The 23,893-nt window shown below is 49.9% G+C and carries 32 protein-coding genes; 11 read left to right on the forward strand and 21 right to left on the reverse strand.

Annotation, left to right across the window (positions count from 1 at the left end):
• Positions 1–111: 111 nt before the first annotated feature.
• From Q0Z71_RS08875 to Q0Z71_RS08940, 14 genes are all read right to left on the reverse strand, one after another.
• Positions 112–471: a hypothetical protein gene (locus Q0Z71_RS08875; protein ID WP_298021107.1), complete on the reverse strand. Its 360-nt coding sequence runs from the start codon at positions 469–471 to the stop codon at positions 112–114.
• Complete coding sequence (locus Q0Z71_RS08880) at positions 468–650, reverse strand: hypothetical protein (protein WP_298021109.1); 183 nt, start codon at positions 648–650, stop codon at positions 468–470. Before Q0Z71_RS08880 ends, Q0Z71_RS08875 begins: the two co-directional genes overlap by 4 nt.
• Positions 647–1,087 carry a DUF1064 domain-containing protein gene (locus Q0Z71_RS08885; protein ID WP_298021112.1) on the reverse strand — a complete coding sequence of 147 codons (441 nt, stop codon included), beginning with the start codon at positions 1,085–1,087 and terminating at the stop codon, positions 647–649. The genes Q0Z71_RS08880 and Q0Z71_RS08885 overlap by 4 nt, the downstream gene beginning before the upstream one ends.
• Positions 1,077–1,784: a replicative helicase loader/inhibitor gene (locus tag Q0Z71_RS08890; RefSeq protein ID WP_298021116.1), complete on the reverse strand. Its 708-nt coding sequence runs from the start codon at positions 1,782–1,784 to the stop codon at positions 1,077–1,079. The genes Q0Z71_RS08885 and Q0Z71_RS08890 overlap by 11 nt, the downstream gene beginning before the upstream one ends.
• A complete protein-coding gene (locus tag Q0Z71_RS08895; RefSeq protein ID WP_298021119.1) occupies positions 1,781–2,575 on the reverse strand; it encodes a hypothetical protein in 795 nt (264 codons plus the stop codon). Before Q0Z71_RS08895 ends, Q0Z71_RS08890 begins: the two co-directional genes overlap by 4 nt.
• A 12-nt stretch (positions 2,576–2,587) precedes the next feature.
• Entirely contained in the window at positions 2,588–3,040 is a 453-nt protein-coding gene (ssb, locus tag Q0Z71_RS08900) for a single-stranded DNA-binding protein (protein WP_298021122.1), read from the reverse strand.
• On the reverse strand, positions 3,040–3,264 hold the full coding sequence (locus Q0Z71_RS08905; RefSeq protein WP_298021125.1) for a hypothetical protein: 225 nt from the start codon (positions 3,262–3,264) through the stop codon (positions 3,040–3,042). The genes ssb and Q0Z71_RS08905 overlap by 1 nt, the downstream gene beginning before the upstream one ends.
• A gap of 4 nt (positions 3,265–3,268) precedes the next feature.
• Positions 3,269–3,721 carry a hypothetical protein gene (locus Q0Z71_RS08910; RefSeq protein WP_298021128.1) on the reverse strand — a complete coding sequence of 151 codons (453 nt, stop codon included), beginning with the start codon at positions 3,719–3,721 and terminating at the stop codon, positions 3,269–3,271.
• 77 nt (positions 3,722–3,798) lie between these two features.
• Positions 3,799–3,948, reverse strand: a complete 150-nt coding sequence (locus tag Q0Z71_RS08915; RefSeq protein WP_298021131.1) for a hypothetical protein — start codon at positions 3,946–3,948, stop codon at positions 3,799–3,801.
• Between the two features lie 49 nt (positions 3,949–3,997).
• On the reverse strand, positions 3,998–4,960 hold the full coding sequence (locus tag Q0Z71_RS08920; protein ID WP_298021134.1) for a hypothetical protein: 963 nt from the start codon (positions 4,958–4,960) through the stop codon (positions 3,998–4,000).
• A gap of 17 nt (positions 4,961–4,977) precedes the next feature.
• Positions 4,978–5,901: a DUF1351 domain-containing protein gene (locus Q0Z71_RS08925; RefSeq protein WP_298021136.1), complete on the reverse strand. Its 924-nt coding sequence runs from the start codon at positions 5,899–5,901 to the stop codon at positions 4,978–4,980.
• 1 nt (position 5,902) lies between these two features.
• Positions 5,903–6,559, reverse strand: a complete 657-nt coding sequence (locus Q0Z71_RS08930; protein ID WP_298021141.1) for a hypothetical protein — start codon at positions 6,557–6,559, stop codon at positions 5,903–5,905.
• Complete coding sequence (locus Q0Z71_RS08935; RefSeq protein WP_298021148.1) at positions 6,556–6,792, reverse strand: hypothetical protein; 237 nt, start codon at positions 6,790–6,792, stop codon at positions 6,556–6,558. The genes Q0Z71_RS08930 and Q0Z71_RS08935 overlap by 4 nt, the downstream gene beginning before the upstream one ends.
• 13 nt (positions 6,793–6,805) lie before the next feature.
• On the reverse strand, positions 6,806–7,120 hold the full coding sequence (locus Q0Z71_RS08940; protein WP_298021150.1) for a helix-turn-helix domain-containing protein: 315 nt from the start codon (positions 7,118–7,120) through the stop codon (positions 6,806–6,808).
• Between the two features lie 71 nt (positions 7,121–7,191).
• Here Q0Z71_RS08940 and Q0Z71_RS08945 point away from each other — a divergent pair, with 71 nt between their 5' ends.
• Positions 7,192–7,641, forward strand: a complete 450-nt coding sequence (locus tag Q0Z71_RS08945; protein WP_298021153.1) for a DUF2513 domain-containing protein — start codon at positions 7,192–7,194, stop codon at positions 7,639–7,641.
• Here Q0Z71_RS08945 and Q0Z71_RS08950 read toward each other — a convergent pair.
• Both Q0Z71_RS08950 and Q0Z71_RS08955 read right to left on the reverse strand, forming a co-directional pair.
• A complete protein-coding gene (locus Q0Z71_RS08950; RefSeq protein ID WP_298021156.1) occupies positions 7,627–7,842 on the reverse strand; it encodes a hypothetical protein in 216 nt (71 codons plus the stop codon). The two genes, Q0Z71_RS08945 and Q0Z71_RS08950, sit on opposite strands and share 15 nt — an antisense overlap.
• Positions 7,839–8,057, reverse strand: coding sequence for an XRE family transcriptional regulator (locus Q0Z71_RS08955; RefSeq protein WP_298021159.1), 219 nt, complete (start codon positions 8,055–8,057; stop codon positions 7,839–7,841). Before Q0Z71_RS08955 ends, Q0Z71_RS08950 begins: the two co-directional genes overlap by 4 nt.
• Positions 8,058–8,257: 200 nt before the next feature.
• On the opposite strand from Q0Z71_RS08955, the gene Q0Z71_RS08960 reads away from it, so the two are divergent.
• The 3 genes from Q0Z71_RS08960 (at position 8,258) to Q0Z71_RS08970 (ending at position 10,707) form a co-directional block, all read left to right on the forward strand.
• Entirely contained in the window at positions 8,258–8,908 is a 651-nt protein-coding gene (locus Q0Z71_RS08960) for a helix-turn-helix domain-containing protein (RefSeq protein ID WP_298021163.1), read from the forward strand.
• Positions 8,909–9,370 (forward strand): ImmA/IrrE family metallo-endopeptidase, encoded by a 462-nt coding sequence (locus tag Q0Z71_RS08965; RefSeq protein WP_298021165.1) that lies wholly within the window; start codon positions 8,909–8,911, stop codon positions 9,368–9,370.
• Between the two features lie 197 nt (positions 9,371–9,567).
• Positions 9,568–10,707 (forward strand): site-specific integrase, encoded by a 1,140-nt coding sequence (locus Q0Z71_RS08970; protein WP_298021168.1) that lies wholly within the window; start codon positions 9,568–9,570, stop codon positions 10,705–10,707.
• A 315-nt stretch (positions 10,708–11,022) separates the two neighbouring features.
• Here the strand turns inward: Q0Z71_RS08970 and Q0Z71_RS08975 are convergent, their stop codons facing one another.
• From Q0Z71_RS08975 to Q0Z71_RS08995, 5 genes are all read right to left on the reverse strand, one after another.
• Entirely contained in the window at positions 11,023–12,177 is a 1,155-nt protein-coding gene (locus Q0Z71_RS08975) for a site-specific integrase (protein WP_298021172.1), read from the reverse strand.
• On the reverse strand, positions 12,158–12,490 hold the full coding sequence (locus Q0Z71_RS08980) for a DUF6809 family protein (RefSeq protein ID WP_298021175.1): 333 nt from the start codon (positions 12,488–12,490) through the stop codon (positions 12,158–12,160). Before Q0Z71_RS08980 ends, Q0Z71_RS08975 begins: the two co-directional genes overlap by 20 nt.
• 443 nt (positions 12,491–12,933) lie before the next feature.
• On the reverse strand, positions 12,934–14,052 hold the full coding sequence (locus tag Q0Z71_RS08985; protein ID WP_298021178.1) for an IS110 family transposase: 1,119 nt from the start codon (positions 14,050–14,052) through the stop codon (positions 12,934–12,936).
• Positions 14,053–14,269: 217 nt separating this feature from the next.
• Entirely contained in the window at positions 14,270–15,706 is a 1,437-nt protein-coding gene (locus tag Q0Z71_RS08990) for a relaxase/mobilization nuclease domain-containing protein (RefSeq protein ID WP_298021181.1), read from the reverse strand.
• Entirely contained in the window at positions 15,693–16,034 is a 342-nt protein-coding gene (locus Q0Z71_RS08995; RefSeq protein ID WP_298021184.1) for a plasmid mobilization protein, read from the reverse strand. The genes Q0Z71_RS08990 and Q0Z71_RS08995 overlap by 14 nt, the downstream gene beginning before the upstream one ends.
• Positions 16,035–16,763: 729 nt before the next feature.
• Here Q0Z71_RS08995 and Q0Z71_RS09000 point away from each other — a divergent pair.
• The 7 genes from Q0Z71_RS09000 to Q0Z71_RS09030 all read left to right on the forward strand — a co-directional run bounded on the left by Q0Z71_RS09000 (position 16,764) and on the right by Q0Z71_RS09030 (position 23,858).
• The gene (locus Q0Z71_RS09000; protein ID WP_298021188.1) at positions 16,764–16,994 is read left to right on the forward strand and encodes a hypothetical protein; all 231 of its coding nucleotides are present in this window, start codon (positions 16,764–16,766) and stop codon (positions 16,992–16,994) included.
• A gap of 156 nt (positions 16,995–17,150) precedes the next feature.
• Positions 17,151–17,867, forward strand: a complete 717-nt coding sequence (locus Q0Z71_RS09005) for a transposase (protein ID WP_298021191.1) — start codon at positions 17,151–17,153, stop codon at positions 17,865–17,867.
• Positions 17,868–18,029: 162 nt separating this feature from the next.
• A complete protein-coding gene (locus Q0Z71_RS09010; RefSeq protein ID WP_298021194.1) occupies positions 18,030–18,623 on the forward strand; it encodes a TetR/AcrR family transcriptional regulator in 594 nt (197 codons plus the stop codon).
• 378 nt (positions 18,624–19,001) lie between these two features.
• A complete protein-coding gene (locus Q0Z71_RS09015) occupies positions 19,002–20,192 on the forward strand; it encodes a mandelate racemase/muconate lactonizing enzyme family protein (RefSeq protein WP_298021197.1) in 1,191 nt (396 codons plus the stop codon).
• A gap of 39 nt (positions 20,193–20,231) precedes the next feature.
• Positions 20,232–21,563 (forward strand): APC family permease, encoded by a 1,332-nt coding sequence (locus Q0Z71_RS09020; protein WP_298021200.1) that lies wholly within the window; start codon positions 20,232–20,234, stop codon positions 21,561–21,563.
• Positions 21,564–21,731: 168 nt separating this feature from the next.
• The gene (locus Q0Z71_RS09025) at positions 21,732–23,084 is read left to right on the forward strand and encodes an APC family permease (RefSeq protein ID WP_298021203.1); all 1,353 of its coding nucleotides are present in this window, start codon (positions 21,732–21,734) and stop codon (positions 23,082–23,084) included.
• A 33-nt stretch (positions 23,085–23,117) separates the two neighbouring features.
• Entirely contained in the window at positions 23,118–23,858 is a 741-nt protein-coding gene (locus Q0Z71_RS09030) for a 4Fe-4S dicluster domain-containing protein (RefSeq protein WP_298021206.1), read from the forward strand.
• The last annotated feature ends 35 nt before the right edge of the window (positions 23,859–23,893 follow it).

The following is a 23,893-nucleotide window of genomic DNA, read 5'->3' on the forward strand; positions in this document are numbered from 1 at the left end:
CCGCTCCTTTGGTCCTATATGCCCTGGTGCGGGCGCCGCATGTACCGCAGAGTACGATATACCGTTCGTCAGGTCCTTCTATGACTTTCCGCTCTCCGCTGTCCTTGTCCGTCATGTCCGATTCTCCTTTTGGGAACACATAGCAGCTGTCACATCGTCGATGCTCTGGATGGCATTGACATCAAGCCCACTCTGCTCCAACTTGTAGATTTTCATGACGTTTGGAGTCCCTTGAACCGTCTGGACACTCATCAGCAAATCTGCCATCACCGGATCACACTTTGCTCTGCGCAGGATCTCGTCGAACATGCGCTGATAGCAGATCGCCGCCAGGGCGAGCAGCTTCACCGTCTCCAATGCCTCATCCGCCGGTTTCTCTGCCAGCGGCAGCGCATTTCCGCAAATCACACAAAACCGGGCATGATCCGGGTGTTCTTCATTGTGGCAGACCGGGCATGTAAACTTTCTCATGCCTTCTTCCCCTCCAATGCCGTCCCACCGTCTGTTTGATAGGTGGCCCCGTACCGCCGCCGGCCGCACCTGGAGCAGGTCAGCTTCACATTAGGCACTTCCCGGACCTTCCGCATCCGGCTCCCCTGTTCAAAAAGCGCCGCAGCGCATGGCACGCAAAGGTCAAATTTATCGCTCATTTCTCAATCGTCACCTCTCTCAGAAGCGGATACCGCTCCCGGATGATTTTCATGTTGTTCTTGAATACCCGGGTCTCTGTGGCGTCGCTCTTGGTGTCCACCAGCTCATAGGTGCCGTCTGCATGAAGCAGTACAAAGTCCGGTTCATAGGTCACAGCCCGGTTGTCCCTGTCCGTCCCATCCACCAGTAGCAGCTTCCCGTGATAGAGAAACCCCGCCAGCACCCCGGCCCTGGTCAGCAGCACACAGTTGCCCAAGTATCCAGCTTCCTTCTGGCTGTCACAAGGCATCCCGAAAGCCCAGGTTTTCCGAGCGCCGTATTTGTTGCTCCCTGTCACCTTCCGGGCAATCTGTGCCGCCTGCGGACTCTGTTCCGCCAGCTTGGCAAGGGCCTGCTTCTGTGCCTTGGGGGATAAGTCCTTTAAATCAATCCCCATTGCAGCGTTTCTCTTCCCGCGATGGCTTCCCGGAGCGCAGCATGGCAATAACCTCCTCGCGGCTCCGCTGTACCGGCTTTTCCGCCGGCTCCGCCATCCATGCCGGTATCTCACGCTTTGGAGGCGGCAGCTGGGATACATCTGTTTTTTTCTCAGGCACCGCAGGCTCTGACTGGGCGCATCGCAGACTCAGGACCAACTCTTTCACATCCGGCGGCAGCTTTTTGAACTCGCGCTCCCGTTCAGATATTGCCCGGTAGCTCCGCTGGAAGTTTGAGGCAACTACACTGTGGACGGTTTCCGAGTCCATTCCGGCCCATTCCCGAAGTGTATTGGGACTGCCTACGATCCGGCGTATGATCGGCGGAAATTTCTCAAATTCCGCCTTTGCCCCGTATGTACCGTTTCTGATGGCGGAGGCCACCATGCTCCAAGCCTCTGCTTCGGACATTTCATCGCCAACGGTCAGAAGCCGCAGTTTGGCCTTGACAGCCCCAATATGGGGAGGGAATCCCTTTTCATCCGTTTCGATAAGCGCCTTGACTGCGGCGGCAACAAGTGAAACATCGTCATTGGCGAACATCTCTGCCCACAGGAGGACTATTTTTCGTTCATTAGCTTTGGATATGTCCGCATAAAACCGTGGATATGCGGCCTGCAAAATATTCATGATGGTTCCGGTCTCTGCCGCGGTCATAATCCTTCCTCCAATTCTCTGGCAACTTTTTCCCAGTCTGTGGGCTGTTTTTCCTCTGCTCCCATTTTTCTAGAAATATCTCTTCCTCGGTCCTGTTCTCTTGCTAGCCAGCCATTGATAAATCGCAAGATGCCCCGGCGTGTTTTCCGCTTTGTCGGATTCCCATCAAGCCATCCTTTCATATTCCGAAGCTGCTGTATCACGTCGACAGCAGGGTACAGGCCCGCCCATTCATGGCACTGCTCCGCGGAAACGGGATAGCCGTCTCCGGTATTCAGCGGTAATACGATTACTGGCGGCGCGGAGGCGGTTTCCGCCTCTGCGCATATATCTTTCTTCTTTTCTATTTCTATTTCTTTTTCTACTTCTTTTCTATTTAGGCGGAACTTGTCGACGATTGGTCGGGGATTAGTCGTCGACGAATCGCCGATTGGTCGGGGATTATACTCAATTCCTTGCGGTGCAGGGATTTTAGACGGTTTTGCCTTCTCAATGGACTGCCACTTCTTCCAATTATCAAGCGAATAATATTGATTTCCGTTATCGGCGGAATAAAACGTCACGGACAAATTCAGAGCTATCTCCGATAGCGCAGTCTCAATGTCGATGATCCGTATTTTCTCGTCATAAGGGAAAAGTATTGACTTGATATACATGGGTTTGGCTCGTCCACGTCCCTCATCATCCGCATTGGAAAAAAGGCCAATGAACACCAGTTTTGCCAAAATAGAAAGATTTGAAAAATCTTCGCTTTGCCATATATTAGGGTCTATCATTCTTCGCCTTGGCACAATTTCACCGCCTTAAAACGGCAGATCGCCGTCCTCCTCGCCGATCTCGGCAAAGTCATCCGGCCCTGGATTCACATCCACAGGGCGGCCCGCCGGATGGAAGTTTGGGGCCCTTCCATCCGCCGCCGGCGCCGCACTGGCATCCCGCTTGGAATCGCCAAAGTAGACATTCGCGGCAATGACCTCTGCACTGCGGCGCTTATTGCCGTCATTGTCGGTCCAGTCGCGGATCTGCAACCGGCCCTCCACCACGGCCATGCGGCCTTTGGTGAAGTACTTGCTGACAAACTCCGCAGTGCTGCGCCAGGCCACCACATCGATGAAATCCGTCTCCTTCTCGCCGCTTTGAGACTTGAAGTCCCGGTCCACAGCCAGGGAGAAGGATGTGACAGCAGTTCCGCTCCCGGTGTGGCGCAGTTCTGGGTCACGGGTCAGGCGTCCCATGATGATGATCTTGTTGAGCATCAGCCCACCGCCCCCAACACGTCCTGGGCCAGCATGAGGAGCGTATCGCCAGTCACGTCAACCTCCTGGCGCGTTCCGTCCTTATATGTAATGGTCACTGTTTCGCTGCCGTCCCGATACTCAAAATCCAGGCCGGCAACATCTCCCTCGGTTGCAGCCGCAGTCAGAGGGAGAAGCCTTGCACTAATGAACTTGGCCTTATCTTCAAATTCGCAAAATCCCATGCTTTTACTCCTGTTCTTCCGTTATTTCTGCTCTCTCTTGGTGCCCATGCAGATAGGCAAAGCAACTCTTTGGCCCAGCGTTTGCCATCAAAAAAGCATCTGCCTGCTCTTTGGAAAGGTGTGTCGCCTCTACCCTACCCTCATAGGCCATCTCTCCAGCCGCCAGTTTCTGTGCCATACGCTCTTTCAGTTCCGTCTCCCTGTAATTCGCCTCAATCAGATAGAGTTCATAAGCAGGGGCGCTCACTCCTTCCAGTGTCCCGGTATCCGTGACATACAGCACCCGTTCACCATTTGGCAGTTGGATCTTATAGCCGCAGTTCGGCACATCATGGAAAAGGTCAAAGGCTTCAATGATATAGTCCATTCCGAAGATGTGGTAGTGCATTTTCCCGCCGGGATGAAATGAATCGATCCGCCTCACATCAACGCCGCACTCCACCAGGGGCAGAACCATCCAAGAACAGCACCCAAAGCGGAGCATTGGCCGCTCCTGCGCCAGACAGCGAATGGTCGAGCGGTTAAAATGGTCTCCTAACCATGCCTGTGTGTCAAAAGCACCAGATTCAGCTCCATAAAAATGGGCTGAAGAACCTTAAAGGGAACACCGCAGTCCAGCAGCAGCCGGTGGTCCAGCTGGATTGCGTTTCCTTTGGAACCAGTTGCAATGATATTACAGGTCATCAGGCATCACCTCCTCAAATCGCCATTGATATCTTTCCATCTCTCACACTCACAGCTCACCGAGTGTCACTTCTCCAGTCTTATCGTCAACCTTCATACCATCCGGTACAACATCCCCGGACGCATCCTGCGGCTCAGGCCGAGATGAGCTGTAGCTTTCAGCGTCTTTTGCACTGGGTAACTCGCCCTTTTGGGCTGCGGCATCGTCTTCCTGCTCCTTTTTATCAGGTGCGGCCAGCGACATGTCAAAATACTGTTCTACAGATGCCGAGCCATCCCGCAGGGTGTTATAGACATTCTTCAGCCGCACCACGCTCTGCCGTGAAAATGCCTTCGCCTTGACGCCGATATAGTTCTCCAGCATCTCCCGGGTCACGCCATACTGCTCTTGAAAGTTCTTGACCAGAGCTCGCACCATGTCTTCCACTGTCATCTTGCTATCGCCAGCCAGTGTTACATTGCACTGCCCGATAGCGGCGTCGGTCACATCACCGGGGATCACAGCCAGAATACAGGCACGTTCCCGCCGCGCCGCTTGGTTGGCGATCAGTTCATAAATATCGCGGGGGTCGGTCAGTGCATAGTTGCCTTTCTTCGTCTCCCGCACATGCGCCACTGTAAAAATCTTGGACTCTCGGAAGTTCGTCTCCAGGTCCCAGCAGTAGGCCATTACTGTGGATTCTGTTGCCGTCTGCTCCAAAACCTTGAAACCGGCATCCAGATTGCCCCAGCATCTCGCCATAGTGCGGGCCAGATGGATGGAGGGGCCAGTGACCATGCTTCCGCCGCGGGGATATTCATACATTGCCTTCTCTGCCAGTGTTTTCCGTTGGCACTCTGTCAACACACGATTGTATGCGTCAATGGTATCCCGCGGAAAATTCTTTGCAATCAGCATGGCCGTGTGGACCTCTTGCGCCTCTCGGCTCATAACCAGCGCCCTTCCAACTCCGCTCATCTGTTTTGACAGTTCGGAAGTTCCGAACTGTTGGATCAAATTCTTATTTTCCATGACTTTAAATTCCTCCATCATTCATACTTGTACCCATTGGCATCCATCCAGTTCTTCAGGATCAGCAGTCGGGCACGTGTATCCCGAATCCTGAATCCGACAGTCAGCACATCGTTTGGGTCCTTTTTCGCCTTTCCGTCCGCAGATTGCGGCGGGGCCGCAGATGCAGCAACTGGTGCAACTACTGGCGCCGAAAAGGCAGACGGCAAAGATTCCAAGGTTTTTTGAGCCGCTTCCTCTTCCATCCGCCGCGCCTCTTCCCGCTGGGCCGCCAGCTCCTTTTGCCGCTGGATCTCCTTGTGCCGCTCCACCACCGTAGTGATGGCAGCAGACACATGGCATCCATTCTTCTGGTACTCTGCCATGATCTCGCTGGCGTGCTCCTGCGTCTCGATCATGGCAGCATCGGTCGCCACCCGCTCGATGAATGCCGTGGCATTCTTTTTCAGGGCAGTCAGAGAGGCTGAGAGCGTTACAGTCAATCCCGCATCCTCCAGACGCAGGAACTCAACATGCCTTGCCGCCGCCAACTCGTCAAAATAGGCCCGCAGGTCATCCGATTTCCGCTTCTTCACACCGGCCTCGGTGTCGCCGATCTTTGCTTTCAGATCAGCATCCGCACTGCGGAACTTATCGGTAATGTACTCCTTATAGGCCTTCTCAAACTCGTCGTAAGGGGCCAAAATGGCCTGTTTAACGGCCTTGCGCCGCTCTTCAAGCCCTGCGAACTGGGCATTCATCGCCGCCCTGGCCTTCTTGACGGCAGTCACCGTCTCCTCGGTGCAGGCCAGCGATTTCGCCTCCGCGACCTGCCGGTCGATCTCGGGTGCCAGTTCCCGGAGCTTCTGTGTGATAATGGGGAGCTGGACCACCTGGATCAGCTGCTGCTCCGTTTCTGGAGCCTGGGCCTTTACGCTCAACGCTGCCTGCGCTTCTTTCATGTCAGATCTCCCTTCCCGCTTCCAGCAAATTATCCATGCCGCTAGAGAGCTTTTGATATGTCTCATTTGCCATTAGCAGGTTTACCACGCTGGAAGTCAGTGTCTGCCGCGTCGCTTCATCCAGAAGGTTTTTCAAGTCCCGGTTGATATCCTTTTTGAGCTTTTCGGAAAATGTCCCGATCTGATTCTTTGCCTCAGTTTCACACATCTTCCTGATACTGTTCCCATCCGCTTTCTCATGAAGGCTCTTTTGGACGCACTCTGATAAATAGTCGTTCCTCGTGAGAGTCCGATTCGGTTCCAACCAACCACCGCCAATCGTGATCTCACCTGCCATAAAAGCAGCGACCTGTTCGATGACGATTTTCTCCATTGCCGCCTTGGTCATTGCCTGGATTTCCTGCTTGTAAGTATCTGTTACGATGCTGTGGATAGACTCTTTAATGGTCTCCTCCGCAACTCGTTTGGACGTATTCATCATCGTGCTCCGGAGATATTGAGTCAGACGGACACAATCGATTGAAATATCAAAGCCAGAAGACTTGGCTGCTTCCATTTCATCCGCGAATGGGCAGCCATCAATCCCTTCATCGTACTCGCAGATAGGTTCCCCTTCGTCATTCCAGCCACAGAAATATCCACATTTCTCACATTTCATTCTGCCTCCACCTTTCTGGTGATGGTTTTCAGCAGCGGCAGCACATGCTCGTCCACCGTGCTCTCCGGCACAGCTACTGCGCAGACAACGCCCTCACCGTCGCCTTTATATGTAGGTACAATCACCCGGTCGCCGACGGCCAACGGGATATCCGTGTAATAGCTGTACGCTTTCCCCCGGGGCTGTCCATCCTGCCCGCAATAGCGGATCTCAACAATTTCTTTCTTATCCATACATGTAGCCTCCTCAAATTGAGATTTTTCTGACGATTGGCCGCCTGCTTCTGCGCCGTCCAGTGGCCGCTGCCGTTGTCCGGTTCACAAACTTCTTTGGGCGGCGGAACCCTCCGCTCTGTTCAAAAGCCTGCAAAGCCGCCTCCGACACGCGCCAGCTCCCGCCGATTTTGAATCCGCCCATGCTTCCCTGACTGAGCGCTTCATAAACAAGTCTTGTAGAGACGCGGTAGCGTTCCGCAACCTCTTCAACAGTAAAATATACGGTCGTGTGGTCTCTCTCACAGCCTCCGGGTGCCACCGGCTCCTGGCTGTTGGGATTCTTCATGTTCTGTCTCCTTCCTGATCGTCCCCGCTTGTCCCGCTGATGCCGCCATGGTAAAATAGAGGAGAAAGGGGGTGAATGCATTGCGCCTAAATCCTGATTGTGTGCGAGATGTTCTGCTGTGTGTTGAAGAGCATACCAGCCTGCGAAAATGCGCTGTCTTTATAGACCTGGACCTGCATAGCCAAACCGCGGATATTCTTGGACTTGATGATCCAGAGATCCCAAGCTTTCAAAAAGAGCTGATGGAGCAATATGACTGTGACGAACTGATATACCACATCAACTACTGCGCCGAGGCCGAACTTATCAAACTTTCGGATATGACTGCCGGGGACGCCATTTGGGTCGCCGATCTGACTCCCAAGGGTCATGAATTTTTGGCAAATATCCGAGAGCATAATAACTGGCAAAAAACCAAGGAAATCTCTTCAAAGGTTGGTTCCGCTGGAATTTCCATGCTCGGAAAGATTGCCGAGGGTGTAGCGTCTGCTTGGATGAAGCAGCAGTTAGGACTTCTTTGAACAAAACAGCGTTTTCAAATCTTCTATCTGGTGCGCCGCAGCCTTCCGGGTGAACTTCCGTAGTTCTGCATCTGAAGGCTGTGGCAAATTCTTATCCATGAGCCACAAAAGTATCGCCTGGATTCCCGTGGACAATGACCACGAATGGATCAGCAGCACAATAACTGCCACGGCAAGCAGTGCAATTATCAGCCCCATCATCCAACCGCCTCGCCCTGCAAGTCCAGAATTTCACAGATTGCGCTCACAATTTTGGGGGCATTTCGCTGACCTGTCAGAATTTTAGAGAGATATGCGTCATCAACGAACAGTCCGGTTTTCTCTGATACCTGGGCCGCCAGCCATGTCTGTGTTCTCGCCGGTGGTCCAAGCAGTTTGGTTTTTACCTCCAAACCAAATCGTGTATATTCGGCCATATCGCCAAAAATCCTCCTCTCTTAAAAGAATCTGTTGACAGGTACAAGTCTTTGTACTAATATATAAGTGCTACCAAATATATCGCACTAATTCTTGTACCTATCATGGTTCGATTTTAGTACAAGCACTTGTACAAGTCAAGCCATTTTGTACAAATATTAGTGCAATCTGCGTTATGCACAAAAATAGGAGTATAAAAATGGATGACTTGTATAATCGTATCCATGCTTTATGCGAAAGCCATGACATTACTATTGGAAAAATGTGCAATAAGCTTTCGATCAGTCGCGGCAATCTTACCGAGTTGAAAATGGGGCGCATTAAAACGCTGAAAGCAGAAAATCTCACAAAGATCTCTGGATATTTTGGCGTTTCGATTGACTATCTGCTCCATGGAACTGCACAAAACAGTGAAAAACACCTCGAAAACGGCATCCACATCTGGAAGAATGAATCGCCTGTTGGCGTGGATATCTCTGTTCTGGACGCACTTCCTCCCGATTCTTATAAAACTCTGTATCAGAGCAAGTCCCTTCTGATTGCCGCAGATAAAAACGCTACTGCAACCGACGCAGACATTGCCGAAATCATCCGCACCTATACCAGCCAAGATTCGGCGGAGAAAAACGTTACTCAGGCGCTTTCAGATCGTGAGCAGCGTGATATTGCCCGCCGTGTAGAAAAGATCATGTCCGATATGGCCGCCGGCGGCGAGTTGATGTTTGATGGAACGCCAATGTCTGATGAAGACATCAGAAATTTGAGAATTGCAATGGATGCCGGCCTTCGCCTTGTCCGAGAAAAAAATAAGGAAACCTATACGCCCAAGAAATATAAAAAGGAGCAATAAATGGACAGTAAGGCCCTGACCTCTCGAATTGTCAAAAAATATGAGACACGGGACCCTTTTCGCATTGCGGAGAAACTAGGCATTATTCTGGTATATGCCCCTCTTGGGTCTCTCCGTGGACTGCGCCAGTATTGTCAGCGCCGAACACTTATCTATATCAACTCCGATTTGGACGAACACCAGCAACGGTTGGTCTGCGCACATGAACTTGGGCATCACTTCATGCATCGCGGCCTAAACCGGGTATTCATGGATCACGAAACATATATGGTCCCCGGCAGATATGAAAAAGAGGCCCACCAATTTTCGGTAGACCTTCTATACAACGACTATGAACTTCAATGCTTTCTGGACAGGCCGCTCCAAGATGCGGCCAACTATATGGGGGTTTCTCTTCGGCTTGCCGAATATCGGATGAAATCTGTTCAGCCAAGTCTTTTCAATTTAGATATCGCCACTTAAAAAGCAAAACGGCCCGCCGGATGGCACCCCGGCAGGCCATGCACGATCCAATCAATAAAAAAAGCCGCCCCGGGTGGCACCCCAGAGCGGCGGCAGAAGTATCCAAAAGACCACACGACCAAATGTAATCAAGGGGCTACCATCTGCATTTTTTAGTATACCACAGATGGCAGCCTCCCACAAGGAGGAAATTTTATATGGCACGAAAAGATTATGTCACAAAAACGCTGTCTCTCCCGAACGGAAAGAGGAAATATATCTACGGAAAGACAGAGGCAGAAGCGGAAGAAAAGCTCCAAGAAGCCAAAATGCTGCTCCGCGCCGGCATTGACTTGGGCGATGATACTACTTTTGGTGAATACGCCCAGATGTGGTATAATGTCTACAAAAAGCCCAAGCTTAGAGAAAATTCCAAAGCCAGCATCACAAATGCGCTGAATGTGCATATTCTCCCCTATTTAAGTGCGCTGAAAATGCAGGATGTCACTCCCATGGCTATTCAAAGCTGTTTGAACCACCTTTCAAACTCCAGCAAGTCACTGTACGGAACAGTTCTTCAATGCCTCCGCGCAATTTTTGACAGTGCGGTGGACGATAACCTGATTATACGTTCGCCTGTACCAAAACGCCTCAAAAACAATGGTGTAACAAAGAAGAAGCTCCGGGCATTGACAATTGCCCAGGAGGAGATTCTGCTTACCGCTCTGGAGGGGACCACTGCTAGACTTTTCGTCTGGTTTCTCTCCAAAACCGGACTCCGCCGCGGCGAGGCTCTTGCTGTTATGCGCGACGCCTTAGAAATTGCCGACCCAGACAATGCCGTAGTCAAGGTCCATAGAACGCTTGTATTTATTGGTACGAATTCGATTTTGCAGGATACTACAAAGACCCCTGCCGGCTATCGGGAAGTACCGCTACCAAGGGATCTAGCTATTGCTATCAAGGGTGAACTGTGCAAATCGAATTCTATGTTTCTATTTCACAAGAGAAATGGGGAGATGTTGACAGAAACCGCTTTTAGAGGCATGTGGAGTGCCGTTACCGCCAGAAAAACACCCCCGCCTCTTGCGCCCGGCGAAAAAGCAAAACCCAATAAGCATCCCTGGGTAAAGCGAATCATTGATTTCAAAGTAACACCTCATATCCTTCGACACACTTACGCGACCCGTTGCATCGAAAAAGGCATGGACCCCAAAGAGGTTCAGTATCTGCTCGGTCACACCGATCCAACCATTACAATGCGCATATATGCCGATTATTGTGAAGATCAGCAAAGGGAAATCACATTTCCGAAAGTCAGAAAAGCCATGGAACTTCCGAGCGAAGCAGCAAATTGAATGTTGTACAAGTGTGGTACAACAGCAAATAGTAACCGCTGTGTCAATTGCAGCCCTAGGCATACACTGTCCAGCTGGTTAATGGTTCGGGACCAAGAGGCCGTGGGTTCAAATCCCGCCACTCGGACCAAAAATCCGGCAGAATCTGTTGATTCTGCCGGATTTTTGCCGTTTTTCAGAACTTTCCATGAGTTTTACCCTTGCACTTTTTTAGGTCGACCCACGCCGTGACCCACACGGCGAAAGGTCCGGAAAGGTCCAGAGAGGACAAAACAGCACCGGAGAGCAGTCCTGCCCTCCGGTGCTGACGTTTTTTCAGATGACCCGCTCCATGAAGCTGCCGATCTTTTCGGCGGCTTCCTTTTCCATCTCCTTCGTCACATTCGTATAGACATCCAGGGTAAACTCAGCGGAGTAGTGACCCAGCATCCTGGAGACTGTTTTCGGGTCTACACCATTTTGCAGCGCCATTGTAGCGAAAGTCCTTCGGAGATCATGGAATCGGACATTCTCCTCGATTCCAGCTTTCTTCAAGAGTTTCTTATGGGTCCTCCCTACGCAGTCCGGGCCGTACATCCCGCCTGTCACTGGGGACGGGAACAGGTAGGGGCTGAACGGGTGATTCTTGCGGTCCTCCACCAGCAGGCGGATGGCCTCATCGTCGATGTATACTGTCCTGATAGAATTTTTCGTTTTCGGCTCCGTGACTCGCAGTTCCCCCTTGCCTCTTGCCACGGACTTGGAGACCGTCAGGCACCTTTCCTTGATATTCAGGTCTGACCAGAGGAGTGCCAGCAGTTCGCCCCGGCGGAGTCCGGTGGTCAGTTCCAGATAGAACATCGGCAGGACACCGTGTTCTTCCGCCGCACGCAGATAGTCTCCCAGTTTCTCCGGCGGGATGATCTGCATGTCCTTCTTCTCCTTCGGCGGGAGTTTGCAGTTGGCGGCGGGGTTGTATGGAATCAACCGCTCCGTCACAGCCTGTTCCAGGCACTGGCGCAGCACGGCGTGGAGGCCCCGGATGGTCTTGTTGCTGAGGTGTAGGTCTTCCATGCCCTCGTAGCGCTGGACCCTTCCTGATTCTCTGCTTTTGTTGTAGAATTTCTGAATATCCAGCGTAGTCAGCTTTCGGAGCATGATCTTACCAATCCGGGGGACAATGTGCTTCTCGATGTAGTTCCGGTAGTGCTCCGCTGTACTCTCGCGGATAGCAGGCTTTGCGTAGTTCTCAAACCAGAGCGTTGCCCACTGCCCTACGGTGAGGTCCTGTCCCTTGGCGGCGTCGATCTTCTTGTTGTCCTCTACCGCCAGTCTCAGCTTTTCTTTGACTTCTGCCTGTGTGCGGCCCAAGACATTTTTGATGATCCGTTTGCCTGTCTCTGGGTCATAGCCTGCGGTATACCGGCCTTCCCAGCGGCCATCTTTTCTCTTGCGAATACTACCCTCACCGTTAGCCCTGCGCTTTGCCATTTGCCTGCTCCCTCCTCTCCCTAAGCCTTTGGCAGGTCAATTGTTCATCCTCCAATTCGAAGGAATACACACCTTTCTCTTCCAGTTCTTTTGTGATCCCATATGCCAGCTGGAATCCTGCCACGAAGCTATCCAGCGAGATATTTTCACAGAGTTCTGTCTGCATATCCATGATCCCCAGCAGCAGGTTGCACTCCCGTTCACCTAGTCTGCTATTCAACTCCTGATGGGTTCTCTCAATATCCTGCCGCAGTTTTTCATACTTTGGGGGCTGGAAGAACCGTTGCTTTAAGGCTTGCATGTAGTTATACATTGTGTGCCACCTCCTTTTCAGCGACACACAATACCATGCACTGACCTTAATAGCTGTTATGAAATGACTTTTTTCAAGGGGAAAAGTCAACGAAATTTTACCTGTCAAATTGTGCAGGATACCGAACAGCATCAGAAAAGGGCTAAGACGATACAGATTTCCGGCATTGGCCACTCTGTTATACGTGGATTGGTTACCACAGGACAATGGTTCTCCGCCAGCACTACCGTCTACCGTCGTGGATCGCCGCAAGGGCGCCGCCATAGCTATTTCGTAGATTGCTGAACCTTCAAAGTCGCTTAGCCCCTTTCAGATGCCGTTTGGCAGCACAGTTGTACATTGATCCCTTGGAAAACCATATATTGCATGAAAATATGTGGGTCAAGGACGAAGCCGCGCAGCGGTGCGAAGCATCCTTGACGCACGGATTTTCATGCAATACCCTATGCACAAGAAATGTTATCTGTCATCATGCCCCAAATAAAGCATGCCATCTCTCTTGCCACGGCAGTTTTTGCGATGTTCGCCTTAGAACGCATTGCAATTTTAAAGTATTTTTTCTTCAACCGTGCGTTCGCTTTATCCGCATAGGCAATCGTTAAGGAGTCGCATTTTGCCTGCCGCGCCTTGAGAGCCGCTGATTTCCCGCTTTTTGTTGCGCATCGGCCAAATACCTGAGCCGTTTCCACAAGCAGTTTGCGAAGATGTGAATTGCCAGCCTTTGTAATTCCGGTATATTGCTGTTTGTCACCACTGGAACATTCTCCCGGCACCAGTCCGAGATAGGACGCAAACTGCTGTGCGGTCGCAAACCGCCGGAAGTCTCCTACCTCAACGCAGAAAGACAGTGCCGTATGCGCAGCAATGCCACGGAAGCACCCCAGCTTTTCTACCTTTTGCCGGTAGGGTTCTGCCTGTGAGAGTTCATTGATCCGCGTATCATACATATCCACCTGCTCCCGCAGTTGGTAGTAACGAATCAGGTACTCCTGCAATACCTCGGATAAAATATCATTGCCGAAATTCAAATTTGAAAGCCACTCCAAATGCTTGTTTGTCCAATAGCTCTTACCATCATGGACCTTGCCGTGTCGGATGCAGAATGCAATGATCTGCTGCTTGACGCGAACCAGTGCGCTGTTTGCATCATCACGCATACGGATATACTCTTTCACTGCGTCATCTATCTCCGTTGGAATATACACGGAGCTGTAAGTATGAAATGCAAGGCACTTGCTGATTAGGCGGGCGTCTCTGCGATCCGTCTTGATACGCTTGCCAGGCGTTGTCATCATCGTGGTCGGTGCAAGGATCACGCAGTCGATACCATGTGCGTGCAGTTGATGATACAGTGAGTAACCCAGGCATCCTGCCTCGTAACCACAGACAATACGGCACTCTTTGTTCTGTTGCTTTTCAATGCGAGCAAGGTATTTCAGAATATTCTTCGCATCCGGCTCAACCTGAACTTCGGCGAAAAATCGGTCATCCTCCATGCTGTAGCAGCAAAGTGTGTAATTTGTGGTATGGACATCCATTCCTACATAGATTATACTTGTCATAATGACTCCTCCTCTTGTATGTGGTGACTCCTGTGTGCTTTTGTTCGCACCTTAAGTATGACAGGTAAATCCACGCTTTACAAGTGAAGGGGTCATTTCATATTGTCTATCTCAACTGGGCAGAGTTATCAAACTGTTATCAATTTGGCTTGGAGAGATTCTTTCTTTGAATATTGCGATGCAAAATTTGAGGTGCAGACCTTTGTCTGCACCTCTCTCACATCATTTTCTGGCCTTCCTCATGGTCGTCCGCCTTATGTCCCATGGCGATCTTCTTTTCCCGTTCTCTGGAGAGTGCCTTTCTATCACTGTGCTGACGTTGTGTGGTGCTGTCCATCACCTGATCCTCGGTTCCACCCTCCAGTCTGGACAGCAGGTGGATGATCTCCTCCGTTATCGCACCAGGATCCGCATTAGGATGGTGAACACCGTGGATACCGCTGCCGCCCCGATGAATGTCAGCGGGGTCCAGAGCCGGAAAGTGTTCAGAATGTCCTCCCCATCCGATTGGAACTGCCGCTCCATATCGGAGAGTTTCCTCATAAACTCGTCGCGCATCTTCCCAGCCTGTCGGTTCTCCTCCTTCACATCTGCCAACACCTGCTGCATAGATCGATATGTCTGCTGATTGAGTTCCTGTACCTGGTTCACCCAATCCAACAATTCTTCCGATGTCGCCAGCGAGTCCAGGCTCTCTTTGGTTGCCAGTTCCTCCATAGATGTGCGGATGTTCTCTTGCAATGCCAGCGTCCTCCGCAGCACCTCCTCCAATCGCCCCACCGTCTGCATGGGCATTGTGTAGAGGACGTTGGGCTGTTGTTCCATCAATGTCGGGGGCATCTGTGCCCGCTGTTTCAAACTGGTTAATGCACTGTTGCTCTGCTCGCCGTATTCTGAATTCATCCTCCATCTTCTCCTTTCTGAATTTCCGCTCGTGTAACTTGTCATCCCGGCACTTCATGCCCGAGGGCGTGGTGTAGGTGATGCTCTTTCGGTTTGCCTCCCACCGCACCTCATAACCCCGCCGCCGCATCTCCCGGATGAAGTCCTCCCTGCTGCCTACTCGTTCCATTGTAGTTTCAATGGCGGCGATAAGTTGGAACTTCCAGCTTTCTCCACGAACAGCAGCCCGGTATTCTCCTGTCCGCAGACCCTTGGTTTTTCGGTCCTGTCGATACGGTTTCAGGGTGGAGAGGCCATGCTCCATGCAGATCTGATCACTGATCTGCCGCATCTGTTCTAACGTTTTCGGCGTGAAGTGGAGCTTTTGCCCTGTGTCCGGGTGGACGGAATTCACGATGAAGTGGGAGTGCAGATGCTCTGTGTCGATATGGGTCGCTACCAGGACCTCGCAGCCAGGGAAGAATCTCTCGGCCAGCTCCAGTGCGATCTTGTGGGCCTCCGCTGGGGTGATCTGTTCATGTGGTGAGGAGGACTGGACGTACTGGTAGAAGAATGTTCCAGTTGCCTTTCCATACAGATTTTTAGTTGCCATGAAGGTCTGCTGCGCTAGATCCGCCACACAGTTAACGCCGTTAAGGTAGCGGGTACCGTTTTCGTCCACAGTCTTTTGTGCTTGAGATACATAACGGATCACACCGGCCATAGCGCCCGCTGTCTGCTTGGATTCCTTGATAAAGCTACAGATCGCCATGGGAGATCACCTTGTCTTCCGATGTGAGCAGTGCATTGACCGCATCATAGGCCTTGCCCAACGCGTCCACCGCCGCCCGCAGGCCCACCGTTTGGATGCGTCCCTCATGCGCCAGCACAGTGAGCTGGTTCAAGTTCCTGCCGCAGGCCCGCAGCTCCGACAGGATCGGCTTCAGCTCCGCCACCACATGGATGGGCTGGCCCAGGGCGGTGTTCAGCAGATACTCCTGCTGGTTCAGGCCGGACTGCCTGATCTTGGCGTTGATCTGCCGCCGCTCCGCCGCAGTCACTCGGAATGCGATGACCTGGTGTCGTTTTCGGTTTGCCATATGCTATCACCTCCATATAAAAAACTGGTATGGCGCCGTCCGCTTGTTCGGAACGACACCATACCAGAACTAGCGTTGGATAGCTATAGGTTTTGAGGAGTGTTATCAGTTTGTTATCATTTTCCTGACACCGGGAAAATTGCTGTCTACATAGGTCTTTTGAACATGGCCCGCAAGCGGCTCCACACCTCGTCTCTGGACCGAGGGGCGGGTGTTTACCTTCCCCTGCCGGAAAGCCGGCACACAGCGGCTCACAGGTGGGAACTGATTGTCCTCCCTGGCCCGCGTAACTTTCCTCCTTGCAGGGGCATCCCTTTCTTCTTTGTCATGGTGTACCACTTTGGGTGCTTGATCTTCGTATAGAGCTGTCTTCCTCTGCTCTCGGCCATCCGGCTGCTGAAAGTGGGTGTGGGCTTCTTGCCCGCAAAAAAGCGTTTGGCTGCCGCTCGTGGCAAGCCAAACGCTCTGCTTGCCCCACCTATGGGTGGGTAATTCCCTCAGCATCAGTTGGAGGTGCTTCTCAATATACCAACCGCTGTCCGCTCTGTAAGAATTAGAAATGATTGAATAATCCAAAAACTATGCGATTAAAACAAAGCAGGAGTGCTTTCTGTGGATACTATCAACTATAAATGAGCAAATCTGAAAAATGACGAAAAAAGAAAGGCAAAGCCCAACTGTGATAGAATGGAAGTGAGAGCAACCATATGACACAGAAGGGAATGCCTTATGGAGCGGATTGTATCACTGGAAGAAGAGATACGCAAGTTCTTTTTTGAAAAGCATCTGGATTTTTTGACCAGTGTGCCACAGCGGCGGACGCAGGAAATCATTCTGGCCAGTTGCGCGAAGGGGAACAGTGGGAAAATGACGGACTATGCCGAGGTCTTCCCGGGACACAGGACGACCTATGGACATTTTCTGTCCAAGGGCAAGTGGGATGACGAAAAAGTGGCATAAACGCAGCAACGGGAGAGTCTCCAAACGATCACAGAACTTGCCGAATCGGAACAGGAGCCGGTTTTTATCAGCATTGATGATACCGTCATTACCAAAACGAAACCTTCCTCCAAAGCGAAACATCCAACAGAAGGAACAGGCTAGCATTACTCACACTTGGAGGGGAAGGTAGTTTACGGCTACCAGGTCCATGCCGCTATTGTCAGTGCCGGTCAGACCGCCTTGTGTTATTCTCTGAGGCGTTACAGCAAGGAAGGCAAAACAAAAGTTGAGATGACACTGGACGTACTCAAATCCTTGCCGGATCAGGCTGGAGCATATGTCCTTATGGACAGCTGGTACACCAATCCGGCTATTCTGGAAGAATGCGAGAAAAAAGATTGTCACTTGATTGGAGCAACGAAAACCAACCGGACCCTGTATCCAAACGGGCAAAGAACGTCCGCCATGGATTACGCCTGCTCCCTCTCTCCTAGCCATTTTCACCTTGTAACGGTGAAAGGCCGCACGTATTGGGTGCATCGCTATGAGGGCCCTCTGAATAAAATCCACAACGCTGTCGTACTGCTTTCCTACCCGAAAGAGGCCTTTGGCAATCCTAAGGCACTGCGCATTTTCCTGTGCTCTGATCTTTCTCTGGATGACAGAACGATTCTGGAATACTATTCGCACCGCTGGAAAATTGAGATGATGTTCCGCTCTCAAAAACGGTATATGGGCTTCAAGAGCTTCATGGTAAGAGCGGCCAAGGCGTTTGACCGCCTGCTCACGATCCTTTGCCTTGCTCAATTTTTCTTCACTTGTGGTTTGGACTCCTATTTGCCTTTTGAAGCCTCTATTCGCTCTTGCAGAGCATCTTTGTGCACTTTTTGAATTTGCTCATTTATAGCTATCAAGTTATTCGCCGTTTTTTCAGCTGTAGGAACTCAAGGATTGAAAATGCCAAAACAATATGCTAGTATTTGAATGTAATTATTAGGCATTTATGTATTATTGGTTGTAATAAACTGTTTTTTACCAGGAGGAGCCTTTACAATGCGGAAAATGACAAAACAAGCGATGAAAACCAATGAAACTAGACAGCGAATTGTGGCTACGGCTACTCAGCTTATGCGTTGCGACGGCTTCGAAAACACTTCGGTTCGTCAAATTTGTGAAGAGGCAAATGTCTCAATAGGTTCATTTTATCATCTTTTCGAATCTAAAGCAGCACTTTTAGATGCAATTTTAGGTGATGTTAATTCATTTTACACTGATGCTGAATTTGATTATGAAAGTGATTCTCCTTTCTTATTTGTTGATCGCCTTGTCGACAGTAACCTTAATTTAATCCAAACACTCACTCCAACCATTGTGTTTAAAGCTTTTTTTGAACCTCCCAGTGGGAACAAAACCATATATTTTGAGCAACGCAGTTCCAATCAGTTTACTCTCAAACATCTTGAAGGCTTTCAAAACGCAGGAAAGTTAAAAAAAGAACTTTCCATTGAACAAATGCAGACAGAAATGGTATCCATCTTTTGCGGAAGTCTTTACACTTACTATACACTAGAAAGAATGGATATTTTTCCGGAGAAATTAAGAGAGATTTATTATCATCTATTCAGTTTTTATTTAGCCCCATCTTGAAGTGAAGTAACTCCAAAAAGTTAGATAATATTTTAAAATAAAATTCTTTAAGCAACCGAAAAGGCTTGCGGCCTATGTAATCTGGGCGGCAAGCCTTTCATTATGTTTTGCTGACAAATGGGGTGCAGTTCAATGCCATATCAACAGGTTTTTAACCCATTAAATTTGAAGGGTCCCAATATCACCGCTAAATCTAGAATTTATTCAAAGGTGGCCGCCACATAAGTGACGGCCACCTATTTTAAAGACAATTTTCTGTTTTCTCTATATTTGGCGGCTAATTTTTGTTTGATATTTCCTATTGACTTTTTTTACTTTTGGTACAATCATAATAATTAGAACTGGTTCTAAAACTTGTTATAAAACGGAGTTGATGTCATGCGAATTACAAGCGTTGATGCTATTTTGATTCCCCCTGAGGAGTTTAAGTTCGGCAACAGCCGTCCTGTGCTCTGTCGCATCAATACCGATGCAGGATATTATGGATACGGTGAAGCTGGCGCTACTTTCTTCATGGGGTCTGATGCCGTTTTTGCTCTGATTCAGGAGATGGCACCTCTGATTATCGGTATGGATCCCATGTATAACGAAGTTATCTGGGAAAAAATCTACAATAATGGCTATTGGACAAAGGGCAATGGCGCTATTATTTATTCCGCGCTAAGTGCGATCGACATTGCGCTCTGGGATATCCGCGGTAAGGCAACAGGGCTTCCGGTATATGCTCTGCTGGGTGGAAAGTTCCGAGATAAGCTGCGTTGCTACGCCAGTCAGCTGCAGTTTGGTTTTGACAAGACCGATCCAAAATTCAGCGCAGAAGAATATCGTGAGGTGGCAGAAGAAGCCGTTCGTCGGGGATACGATGCTGTTAAAGTTGATCCTATGGTCTTTGGGCGAGAAAGAGGCGGTGAACAACTTACTAGTAAGCAGGAATTTGCCTTCTTCGACCATAAGACATTGAACACTATCGCCGAACGCATTGAAGCCACTCGCCAGGGCGTTGGCAAAGATGCTGATATCATTGTGGAAATGCACTGCACTACTCGTCTCCCGAATGCCATTCAGGTAGCGAAAGCCGTAGAACCCTATGATATCATGTATTTGGAAGAGCCTATCGCGCCGCTTTGTCCCGATGCGACAAAGCAGCTGGCGGAGTCAACTACCATTCCGCTGACCAACGGCGAGCGGACCTATCTGCGCTCTGGATTCCTGCCCTTCCTTCAGGACAGAAGCCTTTCCATGCTGCAGCCTGATTTGGGGCTTTGTGGCGGTTTAACAGAAGGGAAAAAGATTGCTGATATGGCCTATACCTATGATGTAGGTATCCAGGCTCACGTCTGCGGAACACCTATCAGTGTAGCGGCAGGTGTCCAACTGGAAGCCGCTATCGCTAACTTCACCATTCACGAAACCCATGTTTCCTGTCTGCATGATGATTTCCGGGAAATGGGCACTTATGACGATTTTGTTCCTATTAACGGCTATATCACAGTGCCTGATCGGCCCGGTATCGGCCAGGAGCTTTCCGATGCAGCTCTGCGCCGTGCTGTTATTGCCACTATAAAATAATCAAAACAGCTTATAATTTAGAAAGAGAGGGTCTGCAACATGGAAAAGAAAAAGTTAAACTTGTTTTCTTTGGTTTGCATTGCCACAGGTAACGTTATCGGCGCCGGTATCATCACTACCACCGGACTGGCCATCGCACAGACTGGACGCTCTGTTTGGATTTCTTATGGTCTTGCTGTTGTTACTGGCCTGCTCTGGATCATGCCTACTATCATTTTCTCTGGCATTGCCAAATATAAAGGCGGTTCCTATACCATGATCACTGCCTGCATGGGAGAAAAATGGGGCGGTGTCGGTGCTCTGTGGTGGCTGCCCATGTTTCTGATGCAGGGCATGATGGGTGCTGCACTGGGTGCGTATGTCAGTTCTTTGGTTCCTGCTATCCCCCCCAACATAGCTGGTATTGTCATGGTGACGATCTTCTATGTAGTCAATCTTTTTGGCGTCAAGAGTATGTCTAAACTCCAGAATCCGACTACAGTCTTCCTGCTGATCGGTCTTGTTGTTTTTGCTGTGGTTGGCCTCTTCCATCTGAATGATGGTGCTTTCCAGGTTACCAGCTCTGAGTATTATCTGAACGGCGGCATTGGCCTGTTGGATGGCCTGATGCTTTTAGTTTTTTCTACCAGCGGCCACGCTTTGGTTTGTTCCTGCAGTTGGGATTCTGATAAGCCCAAGAAGAATATCCCCTTGGCGATTCTCATTTCCACCGCGATCATCCTTGTGCTCTATATGTCGGTTTCCTTTGTTGCCGGTAACGTTCTGCCTGTGGAGACTGTTGCAGGCCAGCCGTTGACCTTTGTGGCCAAAGAAATATTCCCGGGTCCCCTGTTCATCATTTTCATCATTGCCGGCCCTATTATGGCCTTGGCTACATCCACAAACTCTGGATTTCCCACGCTGACTGCTCCTGTCGAGGGTGCCGTCAGCAACGGTTGGTTACCTCCTGCTATTGCCAAGCACAATAAATACGATGTTCCATGGATCCTCTATACCGCTCTCTGGCTTATTGCTGTCTTGCCTCTAATCATGGGTGTCAGCCTGTCAGCACTCACAGCCTATACTGTTCTCACCATGCGTATTAGTAGTCTCCTCGGAATTATCGCCGCATTCTATATTCCCACTAAGTTCAAGGAATCTTGGGAAACATCTTGGCTACATATGCCGAACGGGCTCTATTATGTTCTTTGCGCGCTTTCCCTTGTAACCAATCTCATTGCAATTTTCCTGTCTGTCCGCACCATTTCTCCGCCCGTGTTTCTGGCTAACCTGGGTGTGGTTGCAGTGCTCGCCGCAGTGGCCCTGATTCGGTATAAGCTGGGGAAAACCAAGGTCAATGTTGTCTACACTCTCGACGAAGACCAGGATTAATCGTTTCAAAGTTATTTCTTCACTGATATCACGTCGTATTGAGTGCGGGGAGTGATATGTAAGAAGCCGCTTCGGTACATCAGAAATCTACCGGAGCGGCTTCTCTTTCATGAATTTTAAACAAACGGTTTTGGGAAGACCGATTTCCTATTAAGAGGTACTTGTTCTATGAAAAAAACCAATAGTGAAAAAGGTCTTGGACTTTTTGCATTAGTTTCAATTTCGGCAGGGAGCTCTCTGGCCGGTGTCATATCTACATTGACGCTGGCAACAGAACAGACAGGTCGAGCTGCTTGGTTAGCTTACGCTGTTGCGGTAGTCATAGGCGGCGTACTGCGGGTACTCCCTATAATTTTCTTTGCCAGCATGTTTCGCTATAAAGGCGGAAACTATGCTATGACTACTGTTGCCCTCGGAGAACTCATGGGGGGTATCTATGCTCTGTGGTGGCTGCCCATGTTCCTCAGCAGGGGAACAGTTGCCAGTGCCTTAGGCCAGTATGTCAACTCTATTTTTCCCGGTATCCCAACTATGTGGGCTGGAGTTGCCATCACAACCGTTCTATACGTGGTGAATCTCTTTGGCACACAGTCTATGACAAGACTTCAAAAGCCCTTGACGACCATAGCGATGATTGTTCTGGGAGCTTTTACGTTGCTTGGCCTATTCCACCTTCAGGATGGTTCTCTGGCTCTGACGTCTCCGGGATATTTCTCAAATGGTGCGCTCGGCTATCTGTTGGCGATCACACTGGTGATCCAGTCCACTTCGGCTCCCTCTCTGGTCTGCGGCTTCAGTTGGGAGGCGGAAGACCCTCAGCGAAATATCCCGCGGGCAATCTTTCTTTCAGCCGGCATTGTTTTTCTGATCTATGTCGGTATATCCTTTGTGGCTTCCAATTTGCTTCCCATTGAAGAGGCCGCAGGAAAGCCGCTGACCTTTTTGGCTCAAAATTTGCTATCGGGGACTGTCTTGGTGGTTTTCCTGATAGCAGGCCCCCTTTTGACACTCTGCACATCCGTAAACTCCGGTATGACTTCCATAGCAGCACCGGTAATCGGTGCAATTCGAAACGGCTGGTTACCAAGAACGCTTGGGCGGACTAACAAGCATGGAGTTCCTTGGATTATATACACAGCGATGTGGCTGATTTGTGTGATTCCAATGATGCTAGGCGTCAGTCTTAAAGCGTTCACGGCCTATACTGTCATGACGCAGCGTATCAGCGGTATGCTGTTGTTGTTATCCGGCTTCAGAATTCCCACGAAGTTCAAGGAGCAATGGAAACGTTCGGCATTGCATATTCCAAACTGCATCTATTATCCGCTTCTGACAGTGATCGCATGTATTGAGATCGGAACGTTGATCATGAGTATCAGAACCATTCCGTTTGCTGCCTTTATAGGGAATATGGTCCTTGTAATGTTACTGGCGCTTTACGCCTGGATTCGCTATCAAACAGGGAAAACAAATGTTCAGATTCTTATTGAAGATGAGACCGGTCAAAGTCCGATTCTGTAAAATCAATATTGAACGGTAACAGGAGGAATTACTATGGCTACATACAGTATCGTGTTCAGTCCTACCGGAGGAACCAGAAAAGTGGCGGATATCTTCTGTACAGCATTGGATAAAAATGTAACCACTATCGACATCCTGCATAAGGCGGAATATAGTTTCACCACCGAGGACTTTTGTGTCATTTCCATGCCCTCTTTTGGCGGACGTATTCCAACCGTATGTACAAACCGAATGATGGATCTACATGGAAATGGTGCAAGAGCAGTTCTGGTAGCAGTTTTTGGTAACCGGGCCATTGACGACACACTAATGGAAATGAAGGATTTGGCAGTGGCCAATGGGTTTGTCCCTGTTGCGGCCATTGAGGCTGTTGCGGAACATTCTATCATGCGCCAGTTTGCTACAGGTCGTCCAGACAACCAGGACAGAGCGGAATTGGAGGCCTTTGCAAAAAGAGTTAAAAAGCTTCCCGGCAATCCTGCGCTTGTTGTCCCTGGCAACCATCCTTATAAAGAATATAGTGGCATCCCCCTGAAACCTTTTGCTGACATCGGCTGCAATGCATGTGGAGAATGTGTGAATTCCTGTCCGGTAGGGGCGATTCCTACAGACGATCCAAAGTCCACGAACAAAGATGTCTGCATTTCCTGTATGCGCTGTATAGCCATCTGTCCAAAAAATGTCCGAAAGATCAACTCTGAGATATTACTGGCTGTCGGACAGGGAATGGCGAAGTTGTTGAGTGACCGGAAAGAGAACAGGCTGTATTTTTAAGCGATTTCATAGAAGTCATATAAGCAAATAATGTA

Source organism: uncultured Dysosmobacter sp., from assembly GCF_947631635.1.
In the GTDB taxonomy this organism is placed as follows: Bacteria; Bacillota; Clostridia; order Oscillospirales; family Oscillospiraceae; genus Oscillibacter.

Coding starts and splice junctions, on each gene's coding strand:
- Q0Z71_RS08875 (WP_298021107.1), bottom strand. CDS start 471: ATGAGAAAGTTTACATGCCCGGTCTGCCACAATGAAGAACACCCGGAT.
- Q0Z71_RS08880 (WP_298021109.1), bottom strand. CDS start 650: ATGAGCGATAAATTTGACCTTTGCGTGCCATGCGCTGCGGCGCTTTTT.
- Q0Z71_RS08885 (WP_298021112.1), bottom strand. CDS start 1,087: ATGGGGATTGATTTAAAGGACTTATCCCCCAAGGCACAGAAGCAGGCC.
- Q0Z71_RS08890 (WP_298021116.1), bottom strand. CDS start 1,784: ATGACCGCGGCAGAGACCGGAACCATCATGAATATTTTGCAGGCCGCA.
- ssb (WP_298021122.1), bottom strand. CDS start 3,040: ATGCTCAACAAGATCATCATCATGGGACGCCTGACCCGTGACCCAGAA.
- Q0Z71_RS08905 (WP_298021125.1), bottom strand. CDS start 3,264: ATGGGATTTTGCGAATTTGAAGATAAGGCCAAGTTCATTAGTGCAAGG.
- Q0Z71_RS08910 (WP_298021128.1), bottom strand. CDS start 3,721: ATGGTTCTGCCCCTGGTGGAGTGCGGCGTTGATGTGAGGCGGATCGAT.
- Q0Z71_RS08915 (WP_298021131.1), bottom strand. CDS start 3,948: ATGACCTGTAATATCATTGCAACTGGTTCCAAAGGAAACGCAATCCAG.
- Q0Z71_RS08920 (WP_298021134.1), bottom strand. CDS start 4,960: ATGGAAAATAAGAATTTGATCCAACAGTTCGGAACTTCCGAACTGTCA.
- Q0Z71_RS08925 (WP_298021136.1), bottom strand. CDS start 5,901: ATGAAAGAAGCGCAGGCAGCGTTGAGCGTAAAGGCCCAGGCTCCAGAA.
- Q0Z71_RS08930 (WP_298021141.1), bottom strand. CDS start 6,559: ATGAAATGTGAGAAATGTGGATATTTCTGTGGCTGGAATGACGAAGGG.
- Q0Z71_RS08935 (WP_298021148.1), bottom strand. CDS start 6,792: ATGGATAAGAAAGAAATTGTTGAGATCCGCTATTGCGGGCAGGATGGA.
- Q0Z71_RS08940 (WP_298021150.1), bottom strand. CDS start 7,120: ATGAAGAATCCCAACAGCCAGGAGCCGGTGGCACCCGGAGGCTGTGAG.
- Q0Z71_RS08950 (WP_298021156.1), bottom strand. CDS start 7,842: ATGATGGGGCTGATAATTGCACTGCTTGCCGTGGCAGTTATTGTGCTG.
- Q0Z71_RS08955 (WP_298021159.1), bottom strand. CDS start 8,057: ATGGCCGAATATACACGATTTGGTTTGGAGGTAAAAACCAAACTGCTT.
- Q0Z71_RS08960 (WP_298021163.1), top strand. CDS start 8,258: ATGGATGACTTGTATAATCGTATCCATGCTTTATGCGAAAGCCATGAC.
- Q0Z71_RS08965 (WP_298021165.1), top strand. CDS start 8,909: ATGGACAGTAAGGCCCTGACCTCTCGAATTGTCAAAAAATATGAGACA.
- Q0Z71_RS08970 (WP_298021168.1), top strand. CDS start 9,568: ATGGCACGAAAAGATTATGTCACAAAAACGCTGTCTCTCCCGAACGGA.
- Q0Z71_RS08975 (WP_298021172.1), bottom strand. CDS start 12,177: ATGGCAAAGCGCAGGGCTAACGGTGAGGGTAGTATTCGCAAGAGAAAA.
- Q0Z71_RS08980 (WP_298021175.1), bottom strand. CDS start 12,490: ATGTATAACTACATGCAAGCCTTAAAGCAACGGTTCTTCCAGCCCCCA.
- Q0Z71_RS08985 (WP_298021178.1), bottom strand. CDS start 14,052: ATGACAAGTATAATCTATGTAGGAATGGATGTCCATACCACAAATTAC.
- Q0Z71_RS08990 (WP_298021181.1), bottom strand. CDS start 15,706: ATGGCGATCTGTAGCTTTATCAAGGAATCCAAGCAGACAGCGGGCGCT.
- Q0Z71_RS08995 (WP_298021184.1), bottom strand. CDS start 16,034: ATGGCAAACCGAAAACGACACCAGGTCATCGCATTCCGAGTGACTGCG.
- Q0Z71_RS09000 (WP_298021188.1), top strand. CDS start 16,764: ATGGAGCGGATTGTATCACTGGAAGAAGAGATACGCAAGTTCTTTTTT.
- Q0Z71_RS09010 (WP_298021194.1), top strand. CDS start 18,030: ATGCGGAAAATGACAAAACAAGCGATGAAAACCAATGAAACTAGACAG.
- Q0Z71_RS09015 (WP_298021197.1), top strand. CDS start 19,002: ATGCGAATTACAAGCGTTGATGCTATTTTGATTCCCCCTGAGGAGTTT.
- Q0Z71_RS09020 (WP_298021200.1), top strand. CDS start 20,232: ATGGAAAAGAAAAAGTTAAACTTGTTTTCTTTGGTTTGCATTGCCACA.
- Q0Z71_RS09025 (WP_298021203.1), top strand. CDS start 21,732: ATGAAAAAAACCAATAGTGAAAAAGGTCTTGGACTTTTTGCATTAGTT.
- Q0Z71_RS09030 (WP_298021206.1), top strand. CDS start 23,118: ATGGCTACATACAGTATCGTGTTCAGTCCTACCGGAGGAACCAGAAAA.